The following is a 14,304-nucleotide window of genomic DNA, read 5'->3' on the forward strand; positions in this document are numbered from 1 at the left end:
TGCAGCACCGCACTGGAATTGGTGTTTTTTTCAATCCGTCTCCGTCTACCCGATCTTGCCGGAAACGACACCTCTGCAACACGCGCCAACGAGAGCCGCAGCATGACGTCAAATGACGAACGCCCGCCGAATTTTCTCCGCCGGCTGTTCTGGCTCGGCGTTTTCATCGTCGTGCTGTTCGGCCTCTACAGCGCCGGCTGGTTCTACCTGGCAGACAAGGTCAAGAGCGAAGCCGGCATAGCGGTGGCCGAACTCAACGGCAGTGGCATCGAGGCGGACTGCGCCAATCTCACGGTCAGCGGCTACCCCTCAAGCTTCGCCGTTTCCTGCGACAGCCTGGCTTATCAGGACGACAGCAGGAACGTCGCCGCCTCGCTCGGCAGCCTCAAAGCAGTCACGCACATCACCCAGATCCTGTCGCCTGGCGCCGACCTGCAGGGGCCGCTCAGGACCTCCGTGCCGGGGATGGCGCCGCTGTGGATCGACTGGGATAATCTGCGAGCGAACGTCAAACTGTCCTGGCCCCTGCCCCGGCGCGTTTCACTGGAGGCAGAGGCTCTGTCAGCCCAGACCGATCCGGCCGATGGCACAGACCCGGTCGAGCTGTTCAGCGCTGGGACAGCGGTCGGAGAATTGCGTCCGAACGGCCAGGACATCGACTATGCCGGGAGTTTTACCGATCTCGAAATCGATCCGGACGCGATCGATGGCCGCGTGCTGCCGCCGCTCGACGGCAGCGGCGACGTGACGCTGAAGAACGGCGTGGCGCTGATCAAAACACAAACAGAGAGCCTGCGCGGCCAGGCGGTGGATATCGGCAAGCTCGATCTGTCGTCGGGAAGCGCGCGCGTCACCGTTTCCGGACCGGTTTCGGTCGATGCCGACGGGCTGATCGACGCCGATTTGATGATCAGGCTCAGCGATCCGAAGGCGGTGGCGGAAATCCTCGGCAAAGCCATTCCCGAGCAGAAGAGCCAGATCAAAACCGGCTTTGCCGGGCTGGCGCTGCTTGGCAACGAACCGTCGATGCCGCTCAAGATCGTCAAGGGCAAGGCCTCGCTCGGTTTTATCCCTCTGGGCAGCATCAAGCCGGTCGATTAGGCGATGATTGCGAACCTCCAGTTCGGAAAGACCATGGCCAAACAGGAAGATAGATGAACCGCCCGGTGAAGCTCCTGAGTGTTGGCGCGCTGACGCTCGATACGATCCTTCGCCTCGACACGCTTCCGGCGCGTCAGGGCAAGTTCATCGCGTCCGACGGCGTCCAGATCGCCTCGGGCATGGCTTCGAGCGCGGCCTGCGCCGCACGCCGCCTCGGCGCGGAGGTATCGCTGTGGGCGAGCGCGGGAGACGACCTCGTCGGCGATCAGCTGGTCGCAGGCATTGAGGCCGAAGGCGTCGATTGCAGCTTTGTCCGGCGCGTCGCCGGGGCGCGGTCGGCACTGTCGGCCATCCTGGTCGACACGCATGGCGAGCGCATTATTGTTCCATTCTATGACAAGCTCGCCCAGGCCGACCCCGAAGCGCTCCCCACTCAAGATCTCACCGCATTCGATGCCGTCCTGGTCGACGTGCGCTGGCCTGGCGCGGCAGCTCTGGCCCTGACGGCGGCGCGCGCAAACGGCCGTCCAGCCATACTCGACGCCGACACCGCGCCACGGGCCGTGCTGGAACGGCTGTTTCCGCTCGCCTCGCACATCGTCGCGTCGGAGCCGGCGGCGTTCATCCTCTGCGGCGAGGAGCAAGGCCCGCAGGCGGCCTGTGAAGCGCTGGCCAGACGCACCGATGCATTCGTAGCGGTGACCGGCGGCGCAGCGGGAAGCTGGTGGTTCGACCGTTCGGTGGCGTCGGTGCGCCACGTCGCCGCGCCAAGGATCAAGGCAGTGGATACGCTTGCCGCCGGCGACGTGTTTCACGGCGCCTTTGCCGTCGGGCTGGCCGAGGCGATGCCGATCGAACGGACATTGCGCTTTGCCAGCGCCGCCGCCGCGCTCAAATGCCTGCGCTTCGGCGGCAGGCTGGGCGCGCCCGACAGGGCCGAGACACTGGCGATGATGGCGGCTCACTGGCCGGATTGAGCGCGCGGCGGCCTTCAAATCGGATGGTACCGCCGCTCTATCTTTTGCTTGAGCATCGGATTTCACCTAAAACCGGTACGGGTCCGATGCTCTATCCCTTGGCCGGATGCTCGACTGCCTGCCGGCCAAAGTCCGGCACGTCGATGTCCTGGCCGGCCTCGATGATCGAGCGGCGCACGGCGCGGGTGCGGGTGAACAGGTCGAACAGCTTTTCGCCGTCGCCCCAGCGGATCGCCCGCTGCAGCGAGGCCAGATCCTCCGAGAACCGCGCCAGCATTTCGAGGATGGCATCCTTGTTGTGCAGGCAGACGTCCCGCCACATCGTCGGGTCGGAAGCGGCAAGGCGCGTGAAGTCGCGAAAGCCGGAGGCCGAATATTTGATGACCTCGGACTTGGTCACCGACTCCAGGTCGTCGGCGGTGCCGACGATGTTATAGGCGATGATGTGCGGCAGATGCGAGACGATGGCCAATGTCATGTCGTGATGCTGGGGATCCATCGTGTCGATGTTGGAGCCGCAACGGCGCCAGAATTCCGAGAGCTTTTCCAAGGCGGCCGGATCGGTGCCGGGCAACGGCGTGAAGATGCACCAGCGGTTTTCGAACAGTTCGGCAAAGCCGGCGTCCGGGCCCGATTTTTCAGTGCCGGCCAGTGGATGGCCGGGAATGAAATGCACGCCGGCAGGCACATGCGGCTGCATCTGCGCGATGACCGACGCCTTGGTCGAGCCGACATCGGTGAGGATCGCGCCCTGCTTCAGCGCCGGCGCGATTTCCTCGGCGACCTCGCCCGAAGAACCGACCGGCACCGAAACGATGACCAGGTCGGCATCGCCCACCGCCTCTCTCGCATCGGTCGTGTAGGAGGAGCCGAGGCCGAGTTGCTTCGCCCGCGCCAGCGTCGTTTCGCTGCGCGTCGAGATGGCGACGTGACCGGCAAGGCCTTCGCGATGGATGACGCGGGCCAGCGACGAGCCGATCAGGCCGATGCCGACCAGCGCGATCTTTTCGAACATCGGTGATGTCATGGTGTTCTAGCTTTTCAGAAATGTCGCGAGGGCGGCGACAACGCCGCGATTGGCCTCTTCGGTGCCGATGCTCATGCGCAGCGCATTCGGGAAACCGTAACCGGAAACACGCCGCAATATGTAGCCGCGCGCACAGAGGTAATCGTCCGCAGCTGCCGCGGAATGTTTTTTGTCTTCGGGAAAGTGGATGAGGACGAAATTGCCGACGCTCGGCGTCACCCGCAGTCCGAGCCTGGTCAACTCCTCGCTCACCCAGGTCAGCCAGGTCTCGTTATGCGCCACGCTGCGCTCGACATGGGCACGGTCGCGGATCGCGGCAATGCCGGCCTCGATCGCCGTCGCGTTGACGTTGAAGGGACCCCGCACCCGGTTGATCGCATCGATGACATGCATCGGCGCGTACATCCAGCCGATCCGCGCGCCGCCGAGGCCGAGCTTGGAGAAGGTGCGGGTCATGACCACGTTTTCCGCGCCAGCCACCAGTTCGACGCCGGCTTCATAGTCGTTGCGGCGGACATATTCGGCATAGGCTGCATCCAGCACCAGAAGCACGTTTCGAGGCAGGCCGGCATGCAGGCGGCGGACCTCCTGGAACGGCAAATAGGTGCCGGTCGGGTTGTTGGGATTGGCAAGGAAGATGATCCGCGTACGCGGCGTTACGGTGGCAAGGATCGCATCGACCTCGGCACGCTCATTGGTTTCCTTGACCGACACCGGGACAGCACCTGCCGACTGGATGTAGATCTTGTAGACCATGAAGCCGTGTTCGGTGATCACAGCCTCGTCGCCGGGTGCGAGATAGGTTTGCGCAAGCAGGCCCAGAATCTCGTCGGAACCGTTGGAACAGACGATGTTCGCCGGGTTGAGGCCATGCACCTCGGCGATCGCCTCCCGCAGGCGCCTGGCGGTGCCGTCGGGATATATGTCGAGCTTGGCCGCGACGTCGCGCGCGGCTTCTATCGCCTTCGGCGAGGGGCCGAGCGGGTTCTCGTTCGACGACAATTTATGGACCTTGGCAACGCCGGCCGGCGCCGTGCTTTTGCCCGGCACATAGGCTTCGATCTCCATGATCCCCGGGCGGGGCGTTGGACGTGCCTGATCCGATGCCTGGTTCATATTGCAAAAATCCGTCGAGAACGCTTCCACCTAGTGTGGTGGATTTGAAGTTCCTGCCATTTTGGTGGCAACGGCGCTCAGGAACTTCAAATCCAGCACACTAGAAGCCGCAGCGGAAATACAAGTCGTGGCCTGGAATGTCGAGAGGCGGCAATGATCGGTGCGTGACTGGCCGTTGACGGCGAGGCGCGCCGGTCCTAGAAGAAGGCGAAATCCCGTGGTGATTTGGCCGGTCGGCTTGCAGCCACGTTAAACAACTCGCTAAAGGGCCGTTTGCATCCTGTAACCGGCTTTGCGAAGGCAATGCCGGTTTTTTTGTTGTCCGCAGCCGGCCGGACAGTCGTATCGATCCGAAAATCGCAATCGACTTTCGGAAAACACGATGGGTTGATGTAAGAGGATGCGATGGTCGCGCTGCGCACGAAAAGAACCAACAACGAGGCCGACGAGCCGTCGAGCCCGGTGTTGCGCTTCGGCGCCGACAAGCCGCTCAAGCTCGATGCCGGCACGCTGCTGTCACCGTTCCAGATCGCCTACAAGACTTACGGCACGCTCAACGACGCCCGCTCCAACGCCATCCTCGTCTGCCATGCACTGACCGGCGACCAGCATGTCGCCAGCACCAATCCGGTGACCGGCAAGCCGGGCTGGTGGGAAGTGCTGATCGGCCCCGGCAAGATCATCGACACCAGCCGCTTCTTCGTCATCTGCTCGAACGTCATCGGCGGCTGCCTCGGCTCGACCGGCCCCGCCTCGACCAATCCCGCCACCGGCAAGCCCTACGGGCTCGACCTGCCGATCATCACCATCCGCGACATGGTGCGGGCGCAGTTGATGCTGGTCGACCATTTCGGCATCGAAAAACTGTTCTCGGTGCTCGGCGGCTCGATGGGCGGCATGCAGGTGCTGCAATGGGCGTCAAGCTATCCGGAGCGCGTTTTCTCGGCGCTGCCGATCGCCACCGGCGCGCGCCATTCCTCGCAGAACATCGCCTTCCATGAGGTCGGCCGGCAAGCGGTGATGGCCGATCCCGACTGGCATGGCGGCAAATATTTCGAACAAGGCAAGCGCCCGGAAAAGGGACTGGCTGTGGCGCGCATGGCCGCTCACATCACCTATCTGTCGGAGGCGGCCCTGCACCGGAAGTTTGGCCGCAATCTGCAGGACCGTGAAGCGCTCACCTTCGGTTTCGACGCCGACTTCCAGATCGAGAGCTATCTGCGCCATCAGGGCATGACCTTCGTCGACCGCTTCGACGCCAACTCCTATCTCTACATGACCAGGGCGATGGACTATTTCGACCTTGCCGCCGACCATGGCGGCCGGCTCGCCGACGCCTTTGCCGGCACCAAGACCCGTTTCTGCCTGGTCTCCTTCACCAGCGACTGGCTGTTCCCGACCGAGGAGAGCCGCTCGGTCGTTCATGCGCTGAACGCGGCCGGCGCCTCGGTGTCCTTCGTCGAGATCGAGACCGATCGCGGCCACGACGCCTTCCTGCTCGACGAGCCGGAGCTGTTCGCGGCCATCAACGGCTTCATCGCCTCGGCGGCCCGCGCCAGGGGGCTCAGCACATGACCCCGAAAGATTGCAGGCTTTTCGGACTGGCATCGTGCGCCAGGCAGCAGCGCATGATGCCTGAAGTTTGCAGGCTTTTCGGATCAAGGTCATGCGCAGGCAGCAGCGCATGATCCCGAAAAGTTGCAGACTTTTCGGATCAAGGTCGTGCGCCAGTCAAGAGGCACGATCATGAGTGTCAACCACGCCCAGCGCGTCGACCTCGAAGTCGTCGCCGATCTCATCCCGCCGCAGTCGCGGGTGCTGGACGTCGGCTCCGGTGATGGCCTGCTGCTCGAATTGCTGCAGGCAACGAAGCAGGTCGACGGCCGTGGGATGGAACTGTCGCAGCGCGGCGTCAACGAATGCGTGGCGCGCGGCCTGTCCGTCATCCAGGGCGACGCCGACAAGGACCTCAAATTCTATCCCGACAAGGGTTTTGATTTCGTCGTCCTGTCGCAGACCTTGCAGGCGACCCGCAACCCGAAGCTGGTGCTCGACGAGTTGCTCAGGATCGGCAAGCACGCCATCGTCTCCTTCCCCAATTTCGGCCATTGGCGGGTACGCCTTTCGCTGTTCGTCGAAGGGCGGATGCCGGTGACCAAGGACCTGCCCTATTCCTGGTACGACACGCCCAACATCCATTTCTGCACCATCCGCGATTTCGTCAATCTCTGCGAAGAGCTCGGCGCAACGGTGGAAAAGGCAACCGCGCTCGACGCCAATGGCCAGAAAATCGGCCTGTCGATGCCATGGTGGTTCTGGAATTTCTTTGGCCAGCAGGCGGTGTTCCTGCTGAAGCGATAACGGCGACCCCGTCGCTTCGGCCAGCCGGCCCGATTCCGGAGACATCTGGGACTGATCGCCATTCGTCGAGGTCTAACGATCAAGTTCCGGAAAATACGGATCGGAGAAAAACCGCCGACCGCGCTCGCCTTGCAAACAGTCGACCGGTGCTGCCGCGTCGACCGGGACGGACCCGGGATCGGCCCCGGGACCGGCATTAGGATCGGTAACACCGCTGACCTCGAGGACCAGCTTGCGGCGTATGGCGGTCACGAATTCCGAAGCGGCATAGACCGGCAGCACGAAGGAGCCTGGCCCGCCTGTGACGCACTCGGCATAGTATTGGTCGAGATGGCTGAAGCTGGGCGACGGGCTGATCAGGATCGGCAGGCCATTGATGACGATGCCCTTTGCTATCGCGGCGTCGCGTGTCGTGGCGACGGGCATCCCGATATTGTTGGGGCCATCGCCTGAGATGTCGATGACGCTGCGCGTCGCGTCGAAGGCGGCTCCATCCAAAAGCTTGGCGCCGAAGGCGAGCGCACTGGAAATCGAGGTGCCGCGAAAGCTCCTGAACGGGCGTGCCTCGATCTTGCCGGCGAATACCTCGGCGCTCTCGGCATCGTCGATGATCTGCCAGGCAATGACGGCGTCGTCGCGGACGGTGCCTGCCCATTCGAAATAGGCCAGCGCAATGCGGCCGTTCACGCCCGAACGCACCGCATTGATGAAGTCGGGGTGGCGCAGCGCCTTGACATAGCCGGCGCGCTGCAGGGCGAATTCCTTTTCGTCCATCGAGTGCGAGATGTCGACCGCCAGCACCAGTTCGACGTCCACCGCAATGGTGTCGGCAGGCGCGGCCAAAGGTGCTGCCTGGGCACGGGCAAGGCAGGCAAGCAGGCTGACGCAGGTCGCCCAAAAGCGCGCAGCGGTTTTGGGGTAACGACAAGCATCGAAGCAAACACTCAAAGCGTGTCGCATGAATCCAACGCCGCAGGCTTCCGAACGATGCCGGCAATCTTTCGCCGCGATCACGGCAAAATAAAGCTTACGGCCGGCTATGCCTGTTGGTGGGCTTTGGCGACGGCCGGGGGTGGTTCGATCGCGCCGGCCCTGACGCGGACTGGCTTGAGAGCCGGTCGCTCGACGTCTTTCACGATCGCCAATGAGCGCGGGAAGAATTCAATATTCTGCTGGCCACGGCCGATATTGAGGATCGCGGCGTCGGCAAGACGCGCCTCCAGCATCGACAGCACCCGCCGCAGCGTCGCGCCGTCGAACGTGTCCAAAGCCTCATCGATGATCACCCATTTCGGCTGCCGCAAGACCAGCCGGGCAAAGGCAAGCAGGCGCTGCTCGTCATCGCTCAATTCGCGCTCCCAGCGCGCCGACCGGTCGAGCGAGGATGACAGCCGCCCGAGGCCGACCTCGGCAAGCACCGCCGAGATCTCGGCGTCGCTGACCGCGGCATCGGCGTGGTCGAGCACCTCGCGCAGCGTGCCGAGCGGGAAATATGGTTTTCGGGGAACGAAGGCCGGCACCTCTCCGGCCGGCATGCCGATCCGCCCGCTTCCCCACGGCCACAGACCGGCAATGGCGCGGAAGAACAGCGTCTTGCCGGCGCGCGGATCTCCGGTGATCATGACGCGCTCGCCGGCGCGGATCTCGACATGCGGCTCGGCGAGCTTGGTGCATCCATCCCGCGACGCAATTTCGAGCTTGTCGAATGTCAGCCTGCCGTCCGGATTTTCGCCGAACTCGATGCGCCTCTCGCTGTGGTGGAGCACATCCGTTTCAGCAAGCGCGATGCGGAAATCGGCGACGCGCATCAGCGTGGCGCGCCAATCGGCGATGCCGCCGATATTGTTGATGAACCAGCGCAACGAGGAATGCACCTGGTTGAAGGCGCCGACAGCCATCATCAGCCCGCCGAAGCTGATGTCACCGGCGAAATAGACCGGCGCGGCGACGAGGATCGGCGCGACGACAGTGATCCAGCCATAGGTGTCGGTCACCCAGGAAAGATTGATCTGGGCGCTGTAGATGCGCCGCATCGCGCCCAGCACCGTGCCGAGGTCGAGCTCAAGCCGCCGTCGCGCGTCGGCCTCGCCGTGCGCAAGCGCGATGGCATCGACATTCTCGTTGACGCGGACCACCGAGGAGCGCAGCTCCGCCTCGCGCGTATAGCGGTCGCTGTTGAAGCGGATGAGCGGCCGTCCGACCAGCCAGCTCAGCCAGGAGGCGGTGCCGGCATAGAGGATTGCGGCCCACACCATGTAGCCCGGAATCGCCAGCGAATAGCCGCCGACATGGAAGACGAAGCCGGAAGACAGCGACCAAAGGACGCCGACGAACGAAACAAGCAGAATGAACGACTGCAATAGCCCTATGCCGAGACCTGTCGAAAGATCGGAGAGATGCCCGGCATCCTGCTGCAGGCGCTGGTCGGGGTTGACGCCGATGGCGCCGGCGTTGGCGAGCCGGAAAGCCCGCGCCGGCCGCATCCATTCACCGATCAGATCGACGGTCAACGCCTCACGCAGCTTCAGCCGGATCGTCTGGTCGAGCCAGGTCTGGCCGACATTGAGCACCACAAGCCCGCCGGCGATGGCGGAAAACACCAGAAGCTGGTGCAGGAAACCCTGCATGTCGCGCCGAGCCAGCGCGTCGTAAAAGGGCTCGTTCCAGCGATTGAGCAGAACCTGCCCGATCGAGGTTGCCACAATGACGGCGACGATGCCGAGGCAGGCCCAGAGCAGTTGTTTGCGGATCGGCGACGTCGCCAGCGCCAGCCTGATTGTCGCCAGTTGGTCGCCCAGGCTGCTGGCTTCGACCGACGCGGCAATCGGCTTGGCGCTGGCCTCGAAATCCGGATGATCAGCCATTGATGAAGACCCTTCGCAAGCGGTGCTGAAACCGGTGAACAAGTCGACTCAATCGGGTAGCAAATCCGCCCACGACAGATAGGTGGGAAAAAGCGTGATTCCGATCACGAAAACGTCATCGGCGGCCCGGCGACGGCGCCTTCCCGCTCGGCGATATCCGGCCGAGCCTTGTGGCGCCATGCGGCGAGAAAACCGGCACGAAGACGCGGCGAGAGGCGCGCTGGACGACCGGCACACCCTGATAGAGCCGCTTCTGCGCCTCGACGACGATGACGCCGGAAAAGATCGGCCAGAACCTGCGGCCGGCGCGCTCCAGCACATTGTGGAACCGCATCATGAAGCGTCGCCGCGATGGCGGGAAGAACAGGGCGTCGGACCAGGCCGCGGGCGTGAAATTCGCTTCGCGCAGCAATTCGGTGAGCTGGCCGCGCGAGAAGGGCCGGCCGCTGCCGAACGGCGTATGCTCGAAACGGGCCCAGACACCGCGCCGGTTGGGCACGACGATGACGACGCGGCCTGCGGGCGACAGCACCCGCCAGATTTCGTTCAGCGTCTCGCGCGGGTTCTCGGCATGTTCGAGTGAATGGACGAGCAGCATGCGGTCGATGGAGGCATCGACCAACGGCAATTCCTCATCGAAGACCAGCGCGGTCGCGGTCGGCCCGGTGGCCGGCCAGACCACCGCGCCTTGCGTCGCCGGCATGAAGGCAAAGACACGTTCGGCATCGGTGCCGAACCGCTCCAGCCACGGCAAGGTGTAGCCGAGGCCGACCAGCCGCTCATTGGGCACGACAGCCCATATCGAGGACAACGCCATGGTGATCGAGCGTTCGGCCAATCGCCCGAGCGTGGTCGAATAAAACGAGCGAAGGTCGACGATATCGGAATGCATGCGCGGCACGCTATCTTCGATGCTGTCCAAGTTCAACAAAGGCGCCAAGTTCTACAAAGACGATGACATCCGCGGGCAAGCGCCCTATGTCTGCGGCGACTGCTGCATCGGCCAGAAATCGGTTTCGATTTCGGAAGACACGATGCAGCAGGTAAAAAGTGTCAGAAGCGTCCTTTGTGCGTCCAACTGGACGCGCGGCGCTCTCGTGGAGAGATGCGATGCCGGTTGAAATCGAACAATTCATGTGCCGCAGCGACAATTTCGGTGTGCTGGTGCATGCCCCGAAAAGCGGCCAGACCGCGATCATCGACGCGCCCGAGGAGGCGTCGATTCTGGCCGCGATCGAGCGTACCGGCTGGACGCCGACGATGATCCTGACCACGCACCACCATGTCGACCATGTCGAGGCCAATCTGGCGCTGAAGGAGCGCTTCAAGCTGCGCATCGTCGGACCGGAAGCGGAAAAGGCAAAAATCCCCGGCATCGACGAAACCGTCGAGCAGGGTTCGGTCATCCACCTCGGCGAGGAGAGGATCGACGTGATCGCCACGCCCGGCCACACGGCGGGCCATGTCTCCTATCATCTGCCGGCGTCGAAAGTGGCGTTCACCGCCGACACGCTGTTCGCACTCGGCTGCGGCCGGCTGTTCGAATGCAAGCCGCCGGTGATGTACGATTCGTTGAAGAAACTCGCGGCGCTTCCGGCCGAGACGGTCGTCTATTGCGGCCATGAATACACGCTTTCCAACGCCCGCTTCGCGCTGACCGTCGACCCGACCAATTCGGCATTGAAGGAGCGCGCCGCGAAAATCGAAGCGCTGCGCGCCGACGGCAAGCCGACGCTGCCGACCACGATCGGTGAGGAACTGTCGACCAATCCGTTCCTGCGCTGGCACGATCCGGCAATCCGCAAGCATCTCGGCATGGAGAACGCCTCCGACGCCGAAGTGTTCGCCGAAATACGCAAGCGCAAGGACAATTTCTGAGCACCGTTGATGGTCTTGCATCCATGAAGGTCTGAGGAAAATGACCAGTTCCGCCGAAATCATCGCGGCGCTCGGCCTGAAACCGCATCCGGAAGGCGGCTGGTATGCCGAGACCTTTCGCGATGGCGCGGAAGGCGCTCGCGGCCATTCGACCGCGATCTATTTCCTTTTGGAGCAGGAGCAAGTGTCGGCCTGGCACCGCGTCAAGGACGCCGCCGAGGTCTGGCATTTCTATGCCGGCGCCCCGCTGGCACTGTCGATGCATCGGGAAAATGGGCCGGTGATCGAGCAGGTGCTCGGCACGGCATTGGCGGCGGGCGAGCGGCCGCAGATCGTTGTGCCGGCAGGCTGGTGGCAGTCGGCGCGCAGCCTGGGCGAGTGGACGCTGGCCGGCTGCACCGTGGCGCCGGGCTTCGATTTCGCCGCCTTCGAGCTGGCCGAACCGGGCTGGAGTCCTAGCCCAGCAGGAAACCCATCGTGATCGCCAGCTGGGCGGCATAATACAGCACCCAGACCGCGCGGCGCGTCCAGTCGCGGTGCGGCGAGATGGCGCTCAGCAGGAACTTTTCCGAGGCGAGCAGCCCGTCGGACGCCATGAACAGCACGGCGCCGCCGACGACCCAGAAATTGCTCAGGGTCAGCGCCGAAATGCCCATGGCAAAAATTGTCGCGATATAGAGGCTGATCGGAAGGCGCAGGGCGGGGCCGACACGGCGCCAGAGCGCAAAAAGCATGGCGAGTGCCAACACGGCCATTGCCACGGCAATCGCCGCGCGCCACGGCTCGGCCGAGAGCAGCCCGACCCCCTCGCCGGAGCGCAGGAACAGCGCGATGTAAAGCCCATGCGCCACGAGAAAACTGGCCAGCCCGCCGACAAAAGCCTTTTCACCGTCGCGCGACAGCAATGCGTCGCCGATGGCGCTGAGCGCCAGCGCCGCGATGAGCAGCCACGGACCGCCCTGCAGCGATGCCAGCAGAGCAAGCATCGCCACGGCCAGCGTCTTGACCGCGGAACGCGCAAGCGTCTGTGGCATGTCGATGGTGAAGGCGTAGATCACCGCGGCGGCCAGCGAAAACAGCAGCGTCGCATTGGCGTCGGCGTCGATGCCGCCGGGAAACGGCATCACGCCCCTGCCTCGCTCGCAGCCCTCTTGCGCAAGAACAGCGATTTCGCCGCAAGCGCTGCGCCGCCGGTGATCAGCACGCAGGCGGCGAGGATGCGCAGGGACGGCTCGGCGAAGCCGGCTGATATCAGCACCAGCGTCGACAGCAGCGGCGCGGCATAGCTTGCCGCGCCCAGCACCTGGATGTTGCCGCGCTTGACGCCGATATCCCAGGCGTAGAAGGCCGCGCCCACCGGCATCAGGCCGAGGCCGAGCACGGCCAGCCACTGGCCGGCGCCGACAGGCAGCACCGTCTCTTCCAGCATCAGATGGCAGACAAGCGAAAGCGCTGCCGTGGCCGCACAGAACCAGGTGACGATGCTGGTCGGCACCGACGGAAAGCGGCGCGACAACAGCGAATAGGACGACCACAGCACGGCGCAGACGCCGGCCATCGCATAGCCGAAGGCATAGCGCGCGTCGAAGGCAATCCCGCCGCCCTTGGTGACGATCAGAAAAGTGCCGGCAAGGCCGAGCAGTGCGCCGACGACATGGTTCCAGGCCAGGCGCTCGCCCGGCATCAGCGCCGATCCGAGCACGATCAGCAGCGGCCACAGATAGGCGATGAGGCTCGCCTCCACCGCCGGCGCGTTGCGCAGCGCAGTAAAATAGAAGAAGTGATAGCCGAACAGGCCGGCAATACCGATCAGCCACACTTGCGGCGGTATCTTCTCGCTCCCGGCGGTGGCCGGCATGAACAGCCGCGCGACGAGCCCGACGCCAGTGCCGATCGTGAAGGTGATCGCCGAGAGCAGGAATGGCGGCACCTTGCCGGAAGCGTCCGTAAGCAGCGCCAGCAGCGCCCACATGGCGACCGCCGAGAAGCCGATCAGTGTTGCGCGCCCCATGTCCGTCTCCGGCGGCGCGCGATCGCGCCTAATCTGTCGCTTCGAACCGCTCCGCGCTGACGGTAAGGGTGCCGATTTTCGTGCCGACCGTGGCGTGGATCGGCGCATATACGCCGGTTTGGCCGACCGGTGCAAACGTCACCATGATGCGGCTGCGCTTTCTCAGGTAATCCAGGGATTTGCGGTTCTTGCGATAACCCGCCACCGGCTCAAAATCCAGCCGGCAAGTGACGGTATCGCCCTCGTAGCCGCGCACCGAGGTCGAGCCTTTCGACTCGTAGGTCAGCGTCAGATCGGCGCGCATCTCGCCGTCATAGAGCTTCACCGTGCGCCCGCAGACCTTGTCGAGACTATCGGCATGGATGACGGTGGCGGCCATTGGATCGAGCACCGAGGCGAGATGGCTGGCGGCCAGCGGTATCCATTTCTTGGAATTGCGCTTCTTCGGCGCAGGCACGACCTTGGTCGCGGTAACAGTGCCGTTGGCGAACTGGATATCGATCATCGATGCCTTGTCGCCCGATTTGTAGTCGGCGCGGAACGCCTGCGGCTGCAATTGCTTGCCCAAAATCTTGCCCTTCGACGAGACCGTGCCACGCGTGTCGTCGAATATTGTGGCGAGGCCGGCGCTGGAGACGCTGCCTTCGATCGAATAGGTATCGCCTTCGTAACTGCTGGAAAAGCTTGCCTTGGCCACCGAGAAGCCGTGGACCGAAACCGTATACTCGCCCTTGAAGGATTGTTGCGTGGCGGCAGAAATTGCCGTTGGCAGCGCCACGGCGAGCGATGCAAGGAGAGCATGAGACGAACGAAGCATGGCGGGATCGATCCTCGATTTCAGCAGAAGCGCGCAACTCCAGCCTGGCATCTCCTTGTGCGACCGCTTATAGACTGAATTTCGGCCTTTATGTGAAAGACGTCGTCACACCCTGGCGCAAGCCGGAGCTTGACGCATCGCCGAAATGCAAC

Annotated in this window: 15 protein-coding genes and 1 riboswitch; of the genes, 7 read left to right on the plus strand and 8 right to left on the minus strand. The window is 63.7% G+C overall.

From position 1 onward, the window contains the following. Positions 1-102 precede the first annotated feature (102 nt). Positions 103-1,101 carry a DUF2125 domain-containing protein gene (locus BLT09_RS11465; protein ID WP_091593502.1) on the plus strand — a complete coding sequence of 333 codons (999 nt, stop codon included), beginning with the start codon at positions 103-105 and terminating at the stop codon, positions 1,099-1,101. Between the two features lie 53 nt (positions 1,102-1,154). After that, positions 1,155-2,078, plus strand: a complete 924-nt coding sequence (locus BLT09_RS11470) for a sugar kinase (protein WP_091593099.1) — start codon at positions 1,155-1,157, stop codon at positions 2,076-2,078. A 91-nt stretch (positions 2,079-2,169) separates the two neighbouring features. Here BLT09_RS11470 and BLT09_RS11475 read toward each other — a convergent pair whose 3' ends face one another. Both BLT09_RS11475 and hisC read right to left on the minus strand, forming a co-directional pair. After that, positions 2,170-3,105, minus strand: coding sequence for a prephenate/arogenate dehydrogenase family protein (locus BLT09_RS11475; protein WP_208602497.1), 936 nt, complete (start codon positions 3,103-3,105; stop codon positions 2,170-2,172). Positions 3,106-3,111: 6 nt separating this feature from the next. Then, positions 3,112-4,221 (minus strand): histidinol-phosphate transaminase, encoded by a 1,110-nt coding sequence (hisC, locus tag BLT09_RS11480; protein ID WP_091593102.1) that lies wholly within the window; start codon positions 4,219-4,221, stop codon positions 3,112-3,114. Positions 4,222-4,428: 207 nt separating this feature from the next. Continuing rightward, positions 4,429-4,506, plus strand: a riboswitch (SAM riboswitch). A 120-nt stretch (positions 4,507-4,626) separates the two neighbouring features. On the opposite strand from hisC, the gene metX reads away from it, so the two are divergent. Together metX and metW are read left to right on the plus strand one after the other, a co-directional pair. Then, positions 4,627-5,796 (plus strand): homoserine O-acetyltransferase MetX, encoded by a 1,170-nt coding sequence (gene metX, locus BLT09_RS11485; RefSeq protein WP_091593104.1) that lies wholly within the window; start codon positions 4,627-4,629, stop codon positions 5,794-5,796. Positions 5,797-5,967: 171 nt separating this feature from the next. Next, positions 5,968-6,582, plus strand: a complete 615-nt coding sequence (gene metW / locus BLT09_RS11490; protein ID WP_023797197.1) for a methionine biosynthesis protein MetW — start codon at positions 5,968-5,970, stop codon at positions 6,580-6,582. A 72-nt stretch (positions 6,583-6,654) separates the two neighbouring features. Here the strand turns inward: metW and BLT09_RS11495 are convergent, their stop codons facing one another. The 3 genes from BLT09_RS11495 to BLT09_RS11505 all read right to left on the minus strand — a co-directional run bounded on the left by BLT09_RS11495 (position 6,655) and on the right by BLT09_RS11505 (position 10,338). After that, complete coding sequence (locus BLT09_RS11495) at positions 6,655-7,425, minus strand: DUF1194 domain-containing protein (RefSeq protein WP_236473450.1); 771 nt, start codon at positions 7,423-7,425, stop codon at positions 6,655-6,657. A 194-nt stretch (positions 7,426-7,619) separates the two neighbouring features. Next, positions 7,620-9,446 carry an ABC transporter ATP-binding protein/permease gene (locus tag BLT09_RS11500; RefSeq protein ID WP_091593106.1) on the minus strand — a complete coding sequence of 609 codons (1,827 nt, stop codon included), beginning with the start codon at positions 9,444-9,446 and terminating at the stop codon, positions 7,620-7,622. 115 nt (positions 9,447-9,561) lie between these two features. After that, positions 9,562-10,338 (minus strand): class I SAM-dependent methyltransferase, encoded by a 777-nt coding sequence (locus tag BLT09_RS11505; RefSeq protein WP_091593108.1) that lies wholly within the window; start codon positions 10,336-10,338, stop codon positions 9,562-9,564. Here BLT09_RS11505 and BLT09_RS34260 point away from each other — a divergent pair. The 3 genes from BLT09_RS34260 to BLT09_RS11520 are packed head-to-tail and all read left to right on the plus strand — an operon-like array spanning position 10,337 to position 11,805. After that, positions 10,337-10,567 carry a hypothetical protein gene (locus BLT09_RS34260; protein ID WP_091593110.1) on the plus strand — a complete coding sequence of 77 codons (231 nt, stop codon included), beginning with the start codon at positions 10,337-10,339 and terminating at the stop codon, positions 10,565-10,567. The two genes, BLT09_RS11505 and BLT09_RS34260, sit on opposite strands and share 2 nt — an antisense overlap. Further along, positions 10,557-11,324: a hydroxyacylglutathione hydrolase gene (gene gloB, locus BLT09_RS11515; protein WP_091593112.1), complete on the plus strand. Its 768-nt coding sequence runs from the start codon at positions 10,557-10,559 to the stop codon at positions 11,322-11,324. Before BLT09_RS34260 ends, gloB begins: the two co-directional genes overlap by 11 nt. 40 nt (positions 11,325-11,364) lie before the next feature. Continuing rightward, positions 11,365-11,805, plus strand: a complete 441-nt coding sequence (locus BLT09_RS11520) for a cupin domain-containing protein (protein ID WP_091593114.1) — start codon at positions 11,365-11,367, stop codon at positions 11,803-11,805. Here the strand turns inward: BLT09_RS11520 and BLT09_RS11525 are convergent. The 3 genes from BLT09_RS11525 to BLT09_RS11535 are packed head-to-tail and all read right to left on the minus strand — an operon-like array spanning position 11,780 to position 14,152. Next, complete coding sequence (locus tag BLT09_RS11525; RefSeq protein WP_091593116.1) at positions 11,780-12,448, minus strand: lysoplasmalogenase family protein; 669 nt, start codon at positions 12,446-12,448, stop codon at positions 11,780-11,782. The two genes, BLT09_RS11520 and BLT09_RS11525, sit on opposite strands and share 26 nt — an antisense overlap. Continuing rightward, on the minus strand, positions 12,448-13,335 hold the full coding sequence (yddG, locus tag BLT09_RS11530; RefSeq protein WP_091593118.1) for an aromatic amino acid exporter YddG: 888 nt from the start codon (positions 13,333-13,335) through the stop codon (positions 12,448-12,450). Before yddG ends, BLT09_RS11525 begins: the two co-directional genes overlap by 1 nt. Positions 13,336-13,363: 28 nt before the next feature. Then, positions 13,364-14,152 (minus strand): DUF3108 domain-containing protein, encoded by a 789-nt coding sequence (locus tag BLT09_RS11535; RefSeq protein ID WP_091593506.1) that lies wholly within the window; start codon positions 14,150-14,152, stop codon positions 13,364-13,366. Positions 14,153-14,304: the final 152 nt, after the last annotated feature.

It is taken from the genome of Mesorhizobium muleiense (assembly GCF_900099905.1).
Taxonomy (GTDB): Bacteria; Pseudomonadota; Alphaproteobacteria; order Rhizobiales; family Rhizobiaceae; genus Mesorhizobium; species Mesorhizobium muleiense.